Annotated in this window: 14 protein-coding genes; 8 read left to right on the top strand and 6 right to left on the bottom strand. The window is 66.4% G+C overall.

Annotated features, from left to right (window positions below):
• The first annotated feature begins 8 nt into the window (after window positions 1-8).
• Window positions 9-1,664, top strand: a complete 1,656-nt coding sequence (locus ACYU98_RS00950; RefSeq protein WP_460466300.1) for an acyl-CoA carboxylase subunit beta — start codon at window positions 9-11, stop codon at window positions 1,662-1,664.
• 198 nt (window positions 1,665-1,862) lie between these two features.
• Here the strand turns inward: ACYU98_RS00950 and ACYU98_RS00945 are convergent, their stop codons facing one another.
• Window positions 1,863-2,504: an MOSC domain-containing protein gene (locus ACYU98_RS00945; protein WP_460466299.1), complete on the bottom strand. Its 642-nt coding sequence runs from the start codon at window positions 2,502-2,504 to the stop codon at window positions 1,863-1,865.
• Window positions 2,505-2,553: 49 nt separating this feature from the next.
• Between ACYU98_RS00945 and ACYU98_RS00940 the strand changes: the two genes are divergently transcribed.
• From ACYU98_RS00940 to ACYU98_RS00930, 3 genes are read left to right on the top strand one after another with little or no spacing between them, the layout of a single operon-like run.
• Window positions 2,554-2,901: a YciI family protein gene (locus ACYU98_RS00940; protein ID WP_460466298.1), complete on the top strand. Its 348-nt coding sequence runs from the start codon at window positions 2,554-2,556 to the stop codon at window positions 2,899-2,901.
• A 50-nt stretch (window positions 2,902-2,951) separates the two neighbouring features.
• On the top strand, window positions 2,952-4,592 hold the full coding sequence (locus ACYU98_RS00935) for a DUF885 domain-containing protein (protein WP_460466297.1): 1,641 nt from the start codon (window positions 2,952-2,954) through the stop codon (window positions 4,590-4,592).
• A 34-nt stretch (window positions 4,593-4,626) separates the two neighbouring features.
• Complete coding sequence (locus ACYU98_RS00930; protein ID WP_460466296.1) at window positions 4,627-6,510, top strand: Na+/H+ antiporter; 1,884 nt, start codon at window positions 4,627-4,629, stop codon at window positions 6,508-6,510.
• 69 nt (window positions 6,511-6,579) lie between these two features.
• Here the strand turns inward: ACYU98_RS00930 and ACYU98_RS00925 are convergent, their stop codons facing one another.
• Window positions 6,580-7,218 (bottom strand): hypothetical protein, encoded by a 639-nt coding sequence (locus tag ACYU98_RS00925; RefSeq protein WP_460466295.1) that lies wholly within the window; start codon window positions 7,216-7,218, stop codon window positions 6,580-6,582.
• Between the two features lie 54 nt (window positions 7,219-7,272).
• Here ACYU98_RS00925 and ACYU98_RS00920 point away from each other — a divergent pair, with 54 nt between their 5' ends.
• The 3 genes from ACYU98_RS00920 to ACYU98_RS00910 are packed head-to-tail and all read left to right on the top strand — an operon-like array spanning window position 7,273 to window position 11,525.
• Window positions 7,273-9,054, top strand: a complete 1,782-nt coding sequence (locus ACYU98_RS00920) for an ATP-binding cassette domain-containing protein (protein ID WP_460466294.1) — start codon at window positions 7,273-7,275, stop codon at window positions 9,052-9,054.
• Entirely contained in the window at window positions 9,051-10,847 is a 1,797-nt protein-coding gene (locus tag ACYU98_RS00915; protein WP_460466293.1) for an ABC transporter ATP-binding protein, read from the top strand. Before ACYU98_RS00920 ends, ACYU98_RS00915 begins: the two co-directional genes overlap by 4 nt.
• 48 nt (window positions 10,848-10,895) lie before the next feature.
• Complete coding sequence (locus ACYU98_RS00910) at window positions 10,896-11,525, top strand: Maf family protein (protein ID WP_460466631.1); 630 nt, start codon at window positions 10,896-10,898, stop codon at window positions 11,523-11,525.
• Window positions 11,526-11,561: 36 nt separating this feature from the next.
• Here ACYU98_RS00910 and ACYU98_RS00905 read toward each other — a convergent pair whose 3' ends face one another.
• Both ACYU98_RS00905 and ACYU98_RS00900 read right to left on the bottom strand, forming a co-directional pair.
• Window positions 11,562-12,134, bottom strand: a complete 573-nt coding sequence (locus tag ACYU98_RS00905) for a hypothetical protein (RefSeq protein WP_460466292.1) — start codon at window positions 12,132-12,134, stop codon at window positions 11,562-11,564.
• A 9-nt stretch (window positions 12,135-12,143) separates the two neighbouring features.
• Window positions 12,144-13,103 carry a YihY/virulence factor BrkB family protein gene (locus tag ACYU98_RS00900; RefSeq protein WP_460466291.1) on the bottom strand — a complete coding sequence of 320 codons (960 nt, stop codon included), beginning with the start codon at window positions 13,101-13,103 and terminating at the stop codon, window positions 12,144-12,146.
• Between the two features lie 145 nt (window positions 13,104-13,248).
• Between ACYU98_RS00900 and ACYU98_RS00895 the strand changes: the two genes are divergently transcribed.
• Window positions 13,249-13,788 carry a hypothetical protein gene (locus ACYU98_RS00895; RefSeq protein WP_460466290.1) on the top strand — a complete coding sequence of 180 codons (540 nt, stop codon included), beginning with the start codon at window positions 13,249-13,251 and terminating at the stop codon, window positions 13,786-13,788.
• A 28-nt stretch (window positions 13,789-13,816) separates the two neighbouring features.
• On the opposite strand, the gene ACYU98_RS00890 is transcribed toward ACYU98_RS00895, so the two are convergent.
• Window positions 13,817-15,367 (bottom strand): acyl-CoA carboxylase subunit beta, encoded by a 1,551-nt coding sequence (locus tag ACYU98_RS00890; RefSeq protein ID WP_460466289.1) that lies wholly within the window; start codon window positions 15,365-15,367, stop codon window positions 13,817-13,819.
• Window positions 15,364-16,545 carry an acyl-CoA dehydrogenase family protein gene (locus ACYU98_RS00885; RefSeq protein WP_460466288.1) on the bottom strand — a complete coding sequence of 394 codons (1,182 nt, stop codon included), beginning with the start codon at window positions 16,543-16,545 and terminating at the stop codon, window positions 15,364-15,366. The genes ACYU98_RS00890 and ACYU98_RS00885 overlap by 4 nt, the downstream gene beginning before the upstream one ends.
• Window positions 16,546-16,567: the final 22 nt, after the last annotated feature.

Below are 16,567 nucleotides of genomic sequence, written 5' to 3'. Positions count from 1 at the left end.
CTGTGACCATGACGGGTAACACAGGTCACAAGGTGAGTGCCGACGACAGCACCAATGCCGCACCCGCAGTCGACATCCACACCACAGCCGGCCGGTTGGCCGAATTGCAGCTGCGGATTGACGACGCGGTCCACGCCGGCAGCCGTAAAGCCGTCGAGAAACAACACGCCAAGGGCAAGAAGACCGCCCGTGAGCGGATCGAGCAGTTGCTGGATCCAGGCTCGTTCGTCGAACTCGACGCGCTCGCTCGACACCGCTCGACCAACTTCGGTCAGCAGAAGAACCGTCCGTACGGCGATGGCGTGGTCACCGGTTACGGCACTGTCGACGGCCGTACGATCTGTGTCTTCAGCCAGGACTTCACCGTCTTCGGCGGCTCGCTGGGCGAGGTCTTCGGCGAGAAGATCTGCAAGGTCATGGACCTCGCGATGAAGATCGGCTGTCCGGTAGTCGGCATCAACGACTCCGGTGGTGCCCGCATCCAGGAGGGCGTCGTGGCCCTCGGCCTCTACGCCGAAATCTTCCGGCGCAACGTCCACGCCTCCGGGGTGATCCCGCAGATCAGCTTGGTGATGGGCCCGTGCGCTGGTGGCGCCGTTTATTCACCGGCGATCACCGACTTCACCGTGATGGTCGACCAGACCTCCCACATGTTCATCACCGGTCCCGACGTCATCAAGACCGTGACCGGCGAAGACGTCGGCTTCGAGGAGCTCGGCGGTGCGCGCACCCACAACTCGCGCAGCGGTGTTGCCCACTACATGGGCTCCGACGAAGACGACGCGATCGACTACGTCAAGGAACTGCTCGGCTACCTGCCGCCGAACAACCTCGACACCGGTGTCTCCTATGAACCGGTCGACGAGTCAGACCTGGTCATCACCGACGAGGATCGCGCGCTCGACACGCTGATCCCCGATTCCGCGAACATGCCATACGACATCGTCACCGCAATCCAGCAGGTCTGCGATGACGGCGAGTTCCTGCAGACCCAGGAGTTGTTCGCGCCGAACATCGTCACCGGGTTCGGGCGCGTCGACGGGGCGACCGTCGGCGTGGTGGCCAACCAGCCGATGCAACTGGCCGGCACGCTCGACATCAACGCCTCGGAAAAGGCGGCGCGGTTCGTGCGCACCTGCGACGCCTTCAACGTTCCGATTCTGACCTTCGTGGACGTCCCCGGCTTCTTGCCGGGCACCGACCAGGAATGGGGCGGGATCATCCGCCGCGGCGCCAAGCTGCTGTTCGCCTACGCCGAGGCGACCGTCCCGCTGGTCACCGTCATCACCCGCAAGGCCTACGGCGGCGCCTACGACGTGATGGGATCCAAGCACCTCGGCGCCGACATCAACCTGGCATGGCCGACCGCCCAGATCGCCGTGATGGGCGCTCAGGGCGCGGCGAACATCTTGTACCGCAAGGACATTGCCGCTGTCAGCGAACAGACCGGCGGCGACGTTGCGGCCATCGAGGCGCGCCGTCAGGAGTTGATCCGGGATTACGAGGACACCCTCGCGAACCCTTACATCGCTGCCGAGCGCGGCTATGTCGACGCCGTTATCTCGCCGCACGAGACGCGGGTGCAGGTCGTCCGTGCGCTGCGCGCCCTGCGTACGAAACGGGAAACGCTGCCGCCCAAGAAGCACGGAAACATCCCGCTGTGACAGTCGAACCAGAACAGACTCCGGCGACCATTCGGGTGGTCTCCCCGACCGATTTGTCGGCGCAGGAGACGGCCGCGCTCGTGGCCGTGCTCTCTTCGCTCGGCGGCTCGCCCTCGCCTGCCACCGAGACAGGATCCACGTGGGCCGGTCGTGCGCGGACTGGCTGGCGGGCAAGCGGATTGCCGGGCCGTCGCTGAATTAGTCGGCGAACCGGTCGCGCAGTTCCTGGCGCTCCGCCGGGTCGGGCAGGCAATCGGCCTCGACCACGCGGCGCAACGCGGCCTTGTCGCCGTAGAACGCTCGAAAGACGGTCGGAACGTCGACGTCGTGATCGGGGCGCTGGATCACCTCGATCGGGTCGCCCGGTCGGATAGTGCCCGGGGTTTCGATGGAGAGATACGCACCGGACAACTCGTGGGCGACGAACCGCTTGAGCCAGCCGCGCTCGGCCATGTGTTCCCGAAAAGTGCCACACGGAATCCGCGGGCCGCAGACCTGCAACACGGTCTCACCCACCTGCCAGCGTTCGCCGATCAGCGCGTGGTCGACGTCGAGGCCAGCGGTGGTGATGTTCTCGCCGAACATTCCGTCATGGAGTTTCCGATCAAGTTCGGTTTCCCAGTGGTCAAGCTGCTCGCGGGCGACGGCGTAGACAGCCTGATAGTCGCCACCGTGATGACGTCGGTCGCCGATGAAGTCCCCCTCGACGCCGCTGCCGATGCCGCCATGCTTCGGGCCGGGTGGGCGCAGCCGGATCCACGGCATCGGACGCTTGTCGATCCCGGTGGGAGTGGACTTGGCGCCGTTCGGGCGTTCCGCTCCGATGTTTGTCGACCTCACGTGGGCATTCACCCTCCCATCCCATCACGGTGAGTGCTTGGATCGGAGGATGGAACTGCATGTCTACCAACTGGTCTTCCTGCGCCGCGGGGAGAACCCGCCGCAACTCGACGAGGCTGCGGGCGAGCAGTTGCAGCGCGACCATCTGGCCTACCTGTCCGGTCTTGGCGAACGCGGCGTGCTGGCCGTGAACGGCCCGGTCGATGAGCAAGGCGACAGCGACCTGCGCGGGGTGAGCGTCTACCGCTGCGGCTCCGTGGCGGAGGCTCGCGCGCTCGCCGAGGCCGACCCCGCCGTACGAGCCGGGCGGTTGCGGGTGGAAGCGATGACCTGGTGGAACCAGCCGGGCGCGATCGCGCGGCCGGCCGAACTGGTGCGCCACGTCGACGTCGACTGATCAGCAATTTCGGTGGTGACCCGCGTCACCGACCGGTTAGGTTCGAGGGCGTGACTCGTGAAACCACTGCCATCGATGCCATCGCCGACGCCTACCACGACGCTTCGGTTGCGCTCAGCCCGATCGCCGCGACCTACCTCGGAGTGCCGGGCCAGGACGACAAACTGGACGACTTCTCCCCCGCCGGTTGGCAGGCCAAGGCGCAGCTCTCCCGCGACACCCTTGCGGCCCTGGCCGCCGCGCAACCGGTCGACGACGTCGACAAGGTCACGCTCAGCGCGATGCGCGAACGACTCGGCCTCGACGTCGAGGTCCACGAAGCCGGCATCCCGCAGAGTTCCCTGGACGTGATCGCCTCCCCGTTGCAGGAGGTGCGCGACATCTTCGACCTGATGCCGACCGACACCGAGGATCAGCTCGCCATCATCGGCCGCCGGCTGGAGGCGATGCCGCTGGCCCTCGACCAGTGGTTCGAGTCGCTGCATGCTGCGGCCGCCGACGGCAATATCGCCGCCCGCCGCCAGGTCACCGAATGCATCCAGCAGACGGTCGACCACACCGCAGCGGACGGCTACTTCGCGACGTACGCCGGTCAGCACCCGCAGGTGGCAGATCAGGTGAGGACGGCCGCCGCGGCCTATGCCCGAGCCGGCGAGCGCCTGCGCGAGGAGATTCTGCCGATCGCCCGCGAGCAGGACGCGTTCGGTCGCGAGATCTACCCGCTGTTCAGCCGCCGATTCCTTGGCGCGAGCGTTGATTTGGAGGAGACCTACGCGTGGGGCCAGGAGGAGTTGGCCCGGATCAACGCCGACATGCAGCAGGTCGCGCAGCAGATCAAGCCCGGTTCGTCGGTGAAGGAAGCGACGGCGGCGCTCGATGCGGATCCGCGCTATCAACTGCACGGCACCGACGCCCTGCAGCAGTGGATGCAGACGAAGGCCGACGAGGCAATCACCGAGCTCGGCGGCACTCACTTCGACATCCCGGAGCCGGTGCGCAGCATCGAGTGCATGATCGCGCCGACTCAAAGCGGCGGCATCTATTACACGGGTCCGTCGGACGACTTCTCGCGCCCGGGTCGGATGTGGTGGTCGGTGCCCAAGGGCGTGACCGAATTCGGCACCTGGCGCGAACTGACCACCGTCTATCACGAGGGAGTTCCGGGACACCACCTTCAGGTGGCGCAGACGATGTTCCGCCGCGAGCTGCTCAACAAGTGGCGGCGGATGGACGCGTGGACCTCCGGCCACGGCGAGGGTTGGGCGCTCTACGCCGAACGACTGATGGACGAACTCGGCTACCTCGACGACCCGGGCAACCGGATGGGCATGCTCGACGGACAGTCCCTGCGCGCTGCTCGCGTGGTGCTCGACATCGGCTTCCACTGCGGCTTCGAGGCGCCAGCCGAGGTCGGCGGCGGGTCCTGGACCTACGACAAGGCGTGGACCTTCTTGAACGCCCACTGCGACATGAACGAGGGCTTCCTGCGGTTCGAGTTGAACCGTTACCTCGGCTGGCCGGGCCAGGCTCCGTCGTACAAGATCGGTGAGCGCCTGTGGATGCAGTTGCGCGAGCAGTCGAAGCAGGCCGAGGGTGATGCCTTTGACTTGAAGGCGTTCCACCGCCGCGCTCTCGACATCGGTGGGGTGGGCCTGGACACGCTGCGCGACGCGGTGCTGGGCACTCTCTAGCGCAACGGGTTAGGGCACCCGCGATACTTGTGCAGTGGAACCCGCTGAATTCGCCCTCGTCGCGTTGGCCCTGGTCGCGGCCGTCGTCACCGTCGACGGCATCTGTCGACGAATCGGCCTGTCGGCTCCGCTGATCCTGACGGCCCTGGGCGGAGCGGTCTCGTTCGTACCAGCCGTTCCGACCGTCCACCTCGACCCGCACACCGTGCTCATCGGGTTCCTTCCGCCGTTGCTCTACGCCGCCGCGATCAACACCTCGTTGATCGACCTCGGTCGCGATCGCCGGCAGATCATCGGGCTGTCGGTGTTCCTTGTGCTCGGCACAGCCGCCGCCGTCGGGCTGGTCGCCTGGTGGATGGTCGCGACCGTCCCGTTCGCGATCGCCCTCGCCCTGGGCGGGGTGGTCGCTCCGCCGGACGCCATCGCGGCCACCGCGGTGGCGCGCCGAATCGGGCTCCCGCGGCGAGTCGTGTCGGTGCTGGAAGGTGAGTCGCTGTTCAACGACGCCACCGCGCTGGTCATCGTCAGCACCTCCATCGCTGCCTTCGGCCACGCCGTCACGCCCGGCGACGTGACCCGTTCGTTCGTGATCTCCGCCTTTGGCGGCATCGCCATCGGCTACCTCGCCGCAAAGGCGCTGCGCTTCGTACGCCGTCGGGTGCAGGACACCACCACCAACGTTGCGCTGTCGTTCATGACGCCCTGGTTGGTTTACGTGCCGGCCGAGGAGGTCCACGCCTCCGGCGTCATCGCGGTTGTCGTCTGCGGGGTCTTGCTCGGCCACACCGCGCCGCTGGACCAGACCGCCAGCGCCCGGGTCTCCGAGCGCCTCAACTGGACCACCCTGCAGTTCATCCTGGAGAACCTGGTCTTCCTGCTGATCGGCCTGCAGGTGCAGCCGATCCTGCACGACGTCCGCACCTCCTCCCTCGGTGTTGCCCACACCATCCTGGTCGCGGTCGCGGTGTTGGCGACAGTCATCGTCACGCGCGCGATCTGGCTCATGGGATGGGCACTGATCAATCGCTACGGCCCACACGACCCGGACACGATGTCCGTACGAGAGAGCGTGGTCGCCTCCTGGGCCGGGATGCGCGGGGTGGTCACCCTGGCCGCGGCATCACTGTTGCCGGAGGACGCACCCGAGCGCAGCGTGCTGATCTTCGTGGCGTTGGTCGTCACTATCAGCACCCTTGTCTTGCAGGGATTCACCCTCGGCCGTCTCGCCAAAGCGGTCGACCTGCACGGCCCGGACCCACGCGAAGACGCGTTGCAATACGCACAGACTCTGCAAATGGCCGTACGCGCCGGCAACGAGCGTCTCGAACAGGAACTCACTCGCGACCCCGAGGTTGCGACCTCGGTGGTGCTCGCGCTCAAGGCGCAGGGTGAACGCCGAGCCAATCTCGGCTGGGAACGTCTGGGGCGCAGCGATGTCGCGGCAAGCACCACGTCGGTCACCTATCGAAAACTGCGCATGGCGATGCTGGAAGCAGAGCGGGCGAAGGTCCTTGCCCTGCGGGACAAGGGCTTGATGGACTCAGAAGTCATCACCGACATCATGGACGACCTGGACGTGGAGGAATCGATGATCGCTAGAAGCAATGAGGACGACCGGGAAGCCCGGGACCAGATTCTGCTCACCCCCGAGCAACGCCAGTTCGGCTGCCCCGATCTGGCGCAAGCACCGCTGACGATCGACCCGGTGCATCCCGAGGGCTGTCTGGAATGCGAGCGCGAGGGGCTGACGCCCGTACACCTGCGGTTGTGTTTGACCTGCGGCAACGTCGGCTGCTGCGATTCCTCGGACGGCAAACACGCCTCGAAGCACTACGCGCAGACCGGCCACCCGGTGATGCGTTCCTTCGAGCCGGGCGAGGCCTGGCGATGGTGCTTCCCGCACCAGCTGCTGGGCTGAGGGGGCCTCCCCACTTGTCCGCCATCCCGCTGGCGTGCCGATAGCAAAGTGACGGACAACCGCGGTCGCTCAGTCGGCTGTGTGCTCCGCCAGAGCGAGAATCACCATGTTCGCCCGCCGGCCATCTTCACCGGCCCGTCGATCCTCGCCCCCTGCCCGCTCGAGCCAGCGGTCACGCAGGACCTCCAATTCGGTGCGGAGTTCGGCCGTTTCAGCTGGGTCGAGATTGACGATGAACGAGGAGTGCAGACCCCCCTTCTCGGCAGCCCTCTTTCCCCTCGATGACGCCCGGTCGATGCTGATCCCCCGTTGACCTGGCGGCTGCCAGACGGTCAGCTCACCGTCGTAGGCAACGTCTGGATATCCGCGTTGCAGGTTGCGCAGCATCGCTGCGTTAACCGCGTTGAGCTGTCGTTCCAACAGCGATTCGGGCAACAACCGCTCCGGGACGACGAACTTGCGAGCGATGGTGCGGTAACGCACGATCGGCCGGCCGGCTCGCTGCACCCGATCGACAATCTCCAGCAGCCCGAGGTCGTGCCACCGGCGAGTCCAGTAGTGGACCTTGCCCATCGGCTCCTCCAGATAATCGACGGCCTCGCTCATGCTGCGCGCGGTCGCGAAATAGGCCGACAAATAGCGGGGTCCCACTCGGGCGCTCAGCGCATCCGCGATGACGGGTTCGGTAATCGCTAGCTCTTCCAACATCTACTCAGATTAATCCGATACCAATCGAAGTAGCACCCGACATACGGTCGTCGCATGCTGACTGTGTGGCGCCGAGAGCGCCTGTTCTGGACCTCGATGTGGCGAGCGTCGGGCAGTCTCACCGTCGTCTGCTGGGTGCTGGTCCTGCTGATCGGCGTCTCGGCGTACATCACCATGTGGGCGAGCGCTCGGCTGGTCGCCGCCCTTGTCGGCGACCACCACGACGTGCACCGCTGGCTGCTGCTGACCATTGCTGCGCTCATCGTGCAGCCGGTCGCGGTCAACCTGCTCACCTGGGCGTCCACCGCCCACCAGAGCCGCGTCACCCGCGACCAACACGCCCGGATCGCCGCTGTCGCCAACGCACCCCACGGCATTGGCCACCTCGAGGACCCCGAGACTTCCGGACGGATCACCGCAACGCTGGAGAATCTGCGCGGCCAGTTCGGGCTGACCTGTGTGGTCGAGGCCTGGCAATCGATCTACGTGCGAGCTTCCGCCGCCGCCGCTCTGCTGATTCTGACCCGCTGGTCGATCGTCGCCGCTGTGTTGCTGCTGGCGATGCACATCGTCGCCGGACGCGGGTTCACCAACTACCTGCACCAGTTGCAACGCGATCTGATGGACAACGCAGCCACCGACGGACGGCGCTCGCAGTACTTCCACAAACTGCTCGTTGAGCGTGATGCGGGCAAGGAGGTTCGGCTGTTCGCGCTCACCGACCAGTTCCTTGGCTGGCATGCCGACATCTGGCGCACCGCACAGGTGGGGATGGAGGCCCGCCGTAACCGCGCGCTACGACCAGCCTTCATTGCCGGGCTGTTTGTGCTGGTCGGCACCACCACCGCCGTCTGTTGGCTCGCCCACGATGCGTGGACCGCAACGATCACGACCTCCGTCCTGGTGGCGTCGTTGCAGGCACTGGCCGGCATGCGCGGGTTCGGCCCGCTAGGTGACACCTCAGCGCAGGCCGGGCGAGCGCGCGTTTATGCCGGTGAGGTTGCGGCGTTGGAAGTCGAACTGGCCGACGACTCCCCCGCTGGCTCGTTCGATCGAACCGGATCCGGCGGCGCGGCCGTCCACCTGGACGACGTCAGCTTTACCTACCCCAGTCGGAACCTGCCTGTCTTCCAACACCTTTCGCTTGACATCCCGGCTGGCCAGTCCGTCGCGATCGTCGGTGTGAACGGCGTCGGCAAGTCAACCTTGATCAAATTGCTCGCCGGTCTGTATGCCCCGAACCACGGCAGCGTACGGGTTGACGGGGTCGACCCGGCCGCGGACGATGCGACCCGTCGCCGCGTCGCGGTGATCTTCCAGGAGTTCGTTCGCTACCAGCTCACGATGCGGGAGAACGTCCTCCTGGGAGTTCCAGGCGGCGCCGACGACGCGGCGTACGAAGCCCTGCGCGATGCCGCCGCCACGGACGTTCTCGAGCGAGTTGGCTCGCTCGACACCATCCTCGATCCGGGCTACGCGGGCGGCACCGATTTGTCCGGAGGTCAGTGGCAGCGGGTGGCGTTGGCCCGCGCCTTCGCCGCCGTCGCTGCCGGCGCCGGTGTGTTGGTGCTCGATGAGCCCACCGCGGCCCTCGATGTGCGGGTCGAGGCCGAGATCTTCGACCGCTTCCTGGAGGTCACCCGAGGCCTCACCACGATCCTGGTCAGCCACCGCCTGTCCAGCGTGCGCCATGCGCAACGGATCGTGGTCTTGGGTCCTGAGGGTGTGGTCGAGGACGGAAGTCATGACGAACTGCTCGCCCGCAAGGGGGATTACGCCCGGATGTTTCGGCTGCAGGCATCCCGCTTCAACCACGAGGAGGTGGCCTCGTCATGACCCGAATCGTGCCTGAGCCGCCCACCTGGACCGCGGTCCGGTTCGTCATCGGCGCCACCTGGCGCAACGGCCGCCGCTCGTTCGTGATCAGCTTGCTCGAAACATTGGGCCGGGCGGTGCAAGCGCTGACTCCGCTGTTCGTCGCCCTGGTCGTCACCGGCGCGGTCGAACACCACTGGAACATGCTCGTCGGTGGCGCTGCCGGGCTGGTCGCTTCCCATGGCGCGCTCTACCAATTGATGCTCCTTGGCGTCCACGAGCGCATCAATGTCAACGACCGGGTCGGGTTCGAGTTCGATCAGCGCACCGGACGCCAAAGCGGCACCACCCCGACCATGGACCACCTGGTCGACCCGGTTTACCGCGATCGCCTGCAGACCCTCACCGAGCGACGCGGCGCGATGGGCATGGCCTTCCAAGCCCTCGTCAACACCCTCAACAACCTCGCCTCGTCGATCGTCGCGTTTGTCGTCGCCTTCATCGTCGACCCGCGCCTGCTGCTCCTGCTCTTCATCGCCGTTCCGGCGGCTTTGGCTGCCCGGCGTACGGCGGCTTGGGAGGAGGCAGCCGAGAACGAGTCTGCGACCGACGGCCGCCTGGCCGCTCACCTGATCGACGTCGCGACCTCCGCCGGCCCGGCGGCCGAACTGCGGGTGATGGGCGCGCGCGACCGCATCGCGCAGCGGTCCGATGCCGCGGTCGTACGCTGGCGGGCGCCATTCACCCGGTCGGCTTTCCGCGGCGCGATGCTCAACTGCGCGATCAGTGTCCTCTACCTCGGCGCTGGCGGCGCGATCTTGTGGTGGATGGTCGAGGACGCACAGCGCGGAACCGTCTCGGTCGGGGCGATCGCCGCGGCCGTGATCGTGGTCGCTGAGTTGCGCGACTCCTCCGAATCGATGCTCTGGACGACCACCCTGGCCGCTCGGATGGCCCGCACAGGCCGCCGTGTGCTCTGGTTGGAGCAGTACAGCAATGAGGTCATCGCCGAACACACCGGAAGCGGGGTCGCCCCCACGCGGCTGGAGCGCGGAATCAGCCTGCGCGACGTCACCTTCACCTACCCGGGCGCGAAGAAGCCTACGTTTCAGGACCTTTCGCTCGACCTGCCGGCCGGAGCGACCATCGCAGTGGTGGGCGAGAACGGCGCCGGCAAGTCGACATTGGTCAACGTGCTCACCGGGATGTACGACCTCGACGCCGGCCGGGTCGAAGTCGACGGGCAACCGTTGGCGGACCTCGATCTGGCGCAGTGGCGCGCGGCAAGCTCGGGGGCGTTCCAGGACCACGCCCGGTTCGAGTTCTCGGCCCGGGACGCCATCGGCATCGGCGACCTGACGGTCGAACCGACCGACGACGTCGTGGGCGGCGCGCTCGAGCGCGCGGCGGCCGCCGACGTCCTGCGGGCGCTTCCGGATGGTCTCGACACCCAGCTGGGGCCGGAGTGGGGTGGCGTCGGGCTGTCCGGCGGGCAGTGGCAGCGGCTGGCAATCGCGCGCGGCATGATGCGGCAGCGACCGCTGCTGCAGGTGCTGGACGAACCGACCTCCGCACTCGACCCGGCCACCGAACACGCGCTGTTCGACGGCTATGCCGATGCCGCACGGCGCACCCGTGACAACGGCGGCATCACGATCCTGGTCACCCACCGCTTCTCGACCGTGGCCGCCGCCGACCTGGTCGTGGTGATGGCTGACGGCGCGGTGGCCGAGGTCGGCACCCACGACGACCTGATGGCGGCCGAGGGAACCTACGCGCAGCTCTACGCCCTCCAGGCAGCCGGTTACCGCTGACCACCCAACCTCGCAAGGCTGGGTAGGGTCGTCGCCGTGACCTCAGCCATGCCAACAGTGCATCTCGTTCTTGCCTCCGCTTCCCCGGCCCGCCTGTCGACCTTGCGCGCCGCGGGTGTCGAACCCACGGTGCAGGTCAGTTCGGTCGATGAACCGGCTGTGACCGCGGCGGCGGCGAAGCAGTTCGGCAGCCTCGAGCCGGCCGACGTTGCCCTGCTGCTGGCCAAAGCCAAGTGTGAGGACGTCGTCGCCGGCAACGAACTCGATGCGTTGGTTCTGGGCTGCGATTCGGTGTTGGAGTTCGAGGGCGAGGCGCTCGGCAAACCCAGCGATGCTCCCGATGCGATCGCCCGGTGGCAGCGGATGCGCGGCAAGTCCGGCACCCTGCACTCCGGCCATTGGCTGGTCGATGATCGTGACGACGGAACCGGCGCAACCTTCGGGGTCGTCGCCTCCACTGAGGTCGACTTCGCCGACCTCAGTGACGCAGAGATCGAGGCGTACGTCGCCACCGGCGAACCGCTGCAGGTCGCCGGTGCGTTCACGGTCGATGGGATCGGTGGCCCCTACGTCACCGGCATCCGCGGCGACTACCACAACGTCGTCGGGGTCAGCCTGCCCGTGTTGCGCGAAATGCTGGCCGAGCTCGACCTCGCTTGGCACGACCTGCGCGGCTGATCAGAGTCGGAGCGAGTGTGGGGTGGAGAGACCGGTCTAACCGGACGAATCCCGCGCGATTTTGGGCCCCTGCGTCGGGCTGAGGTTGGGCAGACAGAGATTCCAGACCGAATCCTCCGGCTCCAACAGCCACTGCGACGTGGCCGACAGTTTGAGGATCCGGAACACCCCGATCATCAAGACGTAGGCGACCGGCAGCTCCAGCAGCAGCGCCGAGAGAATCGCTTGCATCCGGTCGTCGCCACCGGCCGTCATCACGTCGAACCAGGCGTCGCAGATCAACACGACTCCCGTCGAGAATGCGCTGAGCACCACCAGGAGTCGCCGCATCAAACCGAGCACCACATTGGTGATCATCAACACCAGCAGGATCAAGTCGAACCCGACCCAGGTTCCGCTCCAGTTGTTCACTCGGTAACCCTCGGGCAGGGTCCACGCGAGATAGGCCGTCCACGGGATGAGCAGCGCGGTGCAGAGAACCATCATCCACAGCCGCACCCGGCGAACCCGGTTGATTTTCGGCAGCGGGTCCAACGGTCGTTGCAGCCGCTGGATGAGGTCACGTCGTTCCTGTTTCGACAGCGCCCCGATCTGTTCCTCGGTCAGCATTGCGCAACCTCACCGTTCGTCCTCGAACCGCACGTTAATCTCTTCGAATCCCTTGGCGCGCATGGACTTTGCCTGTCCGACATAGGTGTCCTCGTCACCCTTGGTGAGGTCGACGTCGTCGGTGAACGGGGTCAGCAGTGCGCGCGGATACAGCTTACGGCGGCGTACGACGTCGACTTCCAAGGCGATGACGATCAGCAACGCGATGGCGTAGATGAAGGCCAACATGCCGAGCACGAAGGCGAAGACGCCGTTCACTGCCGAGGCATGCCGTACGACCGATTCGACGTAGGCAGCGCCGTAGCGTTTGAGCAGTTCCCAGCCGACCGCGGTCAGCACCGATCCGAGCCAGATATCGCGCAGGCCATGGTTGACCGCGCAGGCCATTTGATAGGCGCCGAGGAAGACCACGCTCGACAGCAACACGCTGACGACGAACAGCACCCAGCCGGCGAGCGCTCCTGGCAGGATCCGCTCGAGGTAAATCCCCAAGGCCGTGGTCGCTAACAGCCCGAATCCGAGGGAGATCATCAGGACGAACGAACGAGCGCGCGACCGGAACGGGTTCGGGCGGCTGTTGCGTGGGACCTGCCAGATCGTGTTCGCGGCGTACTGGAGGGCCTGCGCAGCGCCGAGCGCGCCATACAACGCACCGAGGACACCGACGATGAGCGCGGTCGGACCGCCGTTAAGGGCGCCCGGCGCCTTCAACTGGTCGCCGACCACCGGGAAGTCGGCGAGGGCCGAGTCCAAGAGTTGCTGCTGCCAGTCGGGATGGCCGCGCAGCACCAAGCTCAGGATCGTCGAGGCGAGCAACAGCACCGGAAACAGCGAGATGAAGCTGTAGTAGGTCAGCAATGCCGCGAGGTAGCCGCCGAGGTCGTCGAAGAATTTGTAGATCACCCCGAGCGGGAAACCCAGCACCGGGAAACGGCGTTGCAGCCGGTCCAACCGGTGACTGATCGACATGTGCGAAATTTATCCCTCCCGGTGTCGCTGAGCAGAATTGGGCAGCAACCCAGTTCGACGCGTACCGTGAGCCCGTCCGTATCACCGCTGCCCGGGGACCACAATGACCGATCCAAATGAACCGACAAGGTTCAGCATTATGGACATGTTCAACTCCGACGATTCGTCCGAGGAGGACCTCGACAATTCCTCGGACGACTACAGCGACGACGACGACGGCGGAAACGATGACGACGGCCGCTATCGCGCCGGTGGCGGTTTCGGTGGCGGCCTGATTGCGGCCCTGGTCGGCGCCGGGGTGTTGCTTCTCGGATTCGCTTGGTGGGGCGGCCGGGTGACCGCCCACTCAGGGCCGGGAGCAGACCAGACGGTGACCCAGACGGTGGCGCCGATCACTCAGGTCGCGACGGTGACCCAGGACCACACGGTCACCAGCACCGCGGCTGCAGGACAAGCGCAGGTCGTTACCCAGACAGTGATCATCCGGCCACCGGCACGCACCGTGACCCGGGTCGCTGCTGGCTCGGTCAAGACCGTCACCACAACTGTCAGCGGCTCGGCTCCCGCGGGTGCGACCAGCACGGTCACCGTGACGGCTCCGGCCTCGACGGTGACCAAGCCGGGCCCAGCAACCACGGTGACCACCACCAAGACGGTCGTTCAGCCGCCGGGTCAGACGAAGTAACTGACCCACCTCCACCGGAGGCGGGCGATCAGACCGGCGGGATGGACCGCCGCCTGGTCGAGAAGTGGCGGTCGCGGCCGGCGGCGTAGCGCAACCGGTGCACCAATTCGTCGCGCAGTTCCTCAGCCTCGACCACTCCGTCGATGACCAAGTCGGCGGCCAGCCGCTCCAGGTCAACGTCCTCGAGGTATTCCTCGCGGCGGGCAACAACGAATGCCTCGCGCTCGGTGGCGTCTTCGATGGCCGCAATCTTGTTCGCGTAGACCGCGTTGACGGCGGCCTCCGGGCCCATCACCGCGATCCGCGCCGTCGGCAGCGCGAGGGTGGCGTCGGGACCGAATCCCGGGCCGCCCATCGCGTAGAGCCCGGCGCCGTAGGCCTTGCGCAGCACCACGCAGAACTGCGGGACGGTGGCAGAGGAGACTGCGTGAACCATCTTTGCTCCGTGGCGGATGATCCCGCCGCGCTCGACCTCCGAACCGATCATGAAGCCCGGCACGTCGGCGAGATAGAGCAACGGGATGTTGTAGGCGTCGCAGGTCCAGATGAAGCGCGCGGCCTTGTCGGCAGAGTCGGTGAACAGCACCCCACCTTTGACCGCCGAGTTGTTGGCCACGATGCCTACCGTTCGGCCGGCCATTCGCCCGAAGCCGATGACGAGTTCCGCCGCGAACAACGGCTTCACCTCAAAGAAACTGTCGTCGTCGACGAGGCCGTCGATCACCTCATGGACGTCGAACGGCTGGCTTTCGACCTCCGGAACGACCTCGCGGGTGAGCGCGACGGCCGGTTCCTCGGTGCCATAGACCGGACCGTCGGAATGCCAGTTCTGCGGCAGGTAGGAGAAGTAGAGCTTGGCCAGTTCGATGGCTTCGGTGTCGTCGGCAGCAAGCAGGTCGCCGACGCCCGACTGGGTGCAGTGCATCCGCGCGCCACCGAGGTCTTCCAGGGACACCTTCTCCCCCACGACCATCTCGGCCATCCGCGGCGAACCGAGATACATCGAGGCGTTGCCCTCGACCATGATGATCAAGTCGGTGAACGAGGGGATGTAGGCGCCACCCGCAGCCGACGGACCGAACAAGCAGCAGATCTGCGGCACCTTGCCCGACAGCGCGACCTGGTTGTGGAAGATCCGCCCGGCGCCGCGTCGGCCCGGGAACATCTCAACCTGGTCGGTGATCCGGGCGCCTGCGGAGTCGACCAGCCAAAACACCGGCAGGTCCTCGCGCAACGCCATCTCGGTGGCCCGCACGATCTTCTCGACGGTGCGAGATCCCCACGAGCCGGCCTTCACGGTCGGGTCGTTGGCGATCACGATCGCCGGCCGTCCATCGACTGTTCCGCGGCCAGTGACGACGCCGTCGGCCGGGAGACCCGGCGCGGTGGCGTTCGCGTAGCGGCCGTCCTCCACGAACGAATCGGCGTCGAACAGCAGGGCGATGCGGTCTCGTACGTAGAGCTTGTTCTGCGCGTCGAGCTTCGCTTTCGCGGACTCGGTGGGCTGCGCCGACGCCTCGTGAGCAGCCTGCAACCGGGCCCGGACATCGGTGACGCGGGGATCGCTCGGATGCGTCACGACGGCAGTCCCAAACCGCGAGCGATCAGCATTCGCTGCACCTCGGAGGTGCCTTCGCCAATCTCCAGGATCTTGGCGTCGCGATAGAAACGGGCCACCGGGAACTCCTCCATGAAGCCGTTGCCACCGAAGATCTGAGTCGCTACCCGGGTCGCGGTGACCGCGGCCTCGCTGGTGTAGAGCTTGGCGATCGAGGCGGCCTGCTTAACCTCAGCCACGCTGCCGCGGCCGACCTGCAACTCGTCCTTGAGCCAGGCTGCTTTGTACGTGAGCAGCCGGCCCGCCTCGACCATCACCGCAAGATCGGCGACCTGGAACGAGACGCCCTGGTTGACCCCGATGGGCTTCCCGAATGCGATGCGGGTCTTGGAATACTCGGTGGCCGCCTCAAGGCAGGCCTGCGCCAGTCCAACCGCGAGAGCGGAGATCGCGATGCGACCGTCGTCGAGCGTCTTGAGGAACTGACGGAAGCCCTGGCCGCGCTCGCCGAGCAGATTCTCCTGCGGAACGCGGCAGTCCTCGAAGGCAAGACCGTGGGTGTCGGAGATGTGCCAGCCGAGCTTGTTGTAAGCCGGCTCGACGGTGAATCCGGGTGTGCCGGAAGGGATCATGATCGCGCTGATCTCCGGCTTGCCCTCGGCGGTCTCGCCGGTTCGGGCGGTCACCGTGACCACGGAGGTGCGGTCGGTTCCGGAGTTGGTGATGAAGGACTTCGCGCCGTTAACGGTCCACTGACCGTCGGCCAACGTGGCGCGGGTTCGGGTTCCGCCGGCATCAGAGCCAGCCTCCGGCTCTGTGAGGCCGAAGCCGGCGAGCGCTTTGCCGGACACCAGGTCGGGCAGGAACTGTTCCTTCTGTGCTGCGCTGCCGTAGGTCAGGATCGGGTTGATGCCTAGCCCGACACCGGCCGACAGGGTGATGCCCATCGACTGGTCGACGCGGCCCAACTCCTCGATCGCCAGGCAGAGGTAGGTGAAACCGCCCTCGTCGAGTCCCGCGCCGCCGTATTCCTCCGGCACGACCAAACCAAACAGTCCGAGGTCGCCCATCTGCGGGACCAGCTCGGAGGGAAAGTGGTGGTCTTTGTCCCACTGTTCGACACCGGGGGCGATCTTCGCCTCGGCGAAATCACGGACCAACCGGCGGAAATCCTCGTGGTCCTTGCTCAACTCGAACATGCAGCGACCTTCCAGAAGTGGC

Source organism: Calidifontibacter terrae, assembly GCF_054778835.1.
Note: the sequence above shows the minus strand (reverse complement) of the source record. Positions and strands in the feature narration are given on the sequence as shown.

What these genes read in the sequence shown, in the direction of transcription:
- ACYU98_RS00950 (WP_460466300.1), top strand. Translation starts at nt 9, where the DNA reads ATGACGGGTAACACAGGTCACAAGGTGAGTGCCGACGACAGCACCAAT.
- ACYU98_RS00940 (WP_460466298.1), top strand. Translation starts at nt 2,554, where the DNA reads ATGGAACTGCATGTCTACCAACTGGTCTTCCTGCGCCGCGGGGAGAAC.
- ACYU98_RS00925 (WP_460466295.1), bottom strand. Translation starts at nt 7,218, where the DNA reads ATGTTGGAAGAGCTAGCGATTACCGAACCCGTCATCGCGGATGCGCTG.
- ACYU98_RS00920 (WP_460466294.1), top strand. Translation starts at nt 7,273, where the DNA reads ATGCTGACTGTGTGGCGCCGAGAGCGCCTGTTCTGGACCTCGATGTGG.
- ACYU98_RS00915 (WP_460466293.1), top strand. Translation starts at nt 9,051, where the DNA reads ATGACCCGAATCGTGCCTGAGCCGCCCACCTGGACCGCGGTCCGGTTC.
- ACYU98_RS00910 (WP_460466631.1), top strand. Translation starts at nt 10,896, where the DNA reads ATGCCAACAGTGCATCTCGTTCTTGCCTCCGCTTCCCCGGCCCGCCTG.
- ACYU98_RS00905 (WP_460466292.1), bottom strand. Translation starts at nt 12,134, where the DNA reads ATGCTGACCGAGGAACAGATCGGGGCGCTGTCGAAACAGGAACGACGT.
- ACYU98_RS00900 (WP_460466291.1), bottom strand. Translation starts at nt 13,103, where the DNA reads ATGTCGATCAGTCACCGGTTGGACCGGCTGCAACGCCGTTTCCCGGTG.
- ACYU98_RS00895 (WP_460466290.1), top strand. Translation starts at nt 13,249, where the DNA reads ATGTTCAACTCCGACGATTCGTCCGAGGAGGACCTCGACAATTCCTCG.
- ACYU98_RS00885 (WP_460466288.1), bottom strand. Translation starts at nt 16,545, where the DNA reads ATGTTCGAGTTGAGCAAGGACCACGAGGATTTCCGCCGGTTGGTCCGT.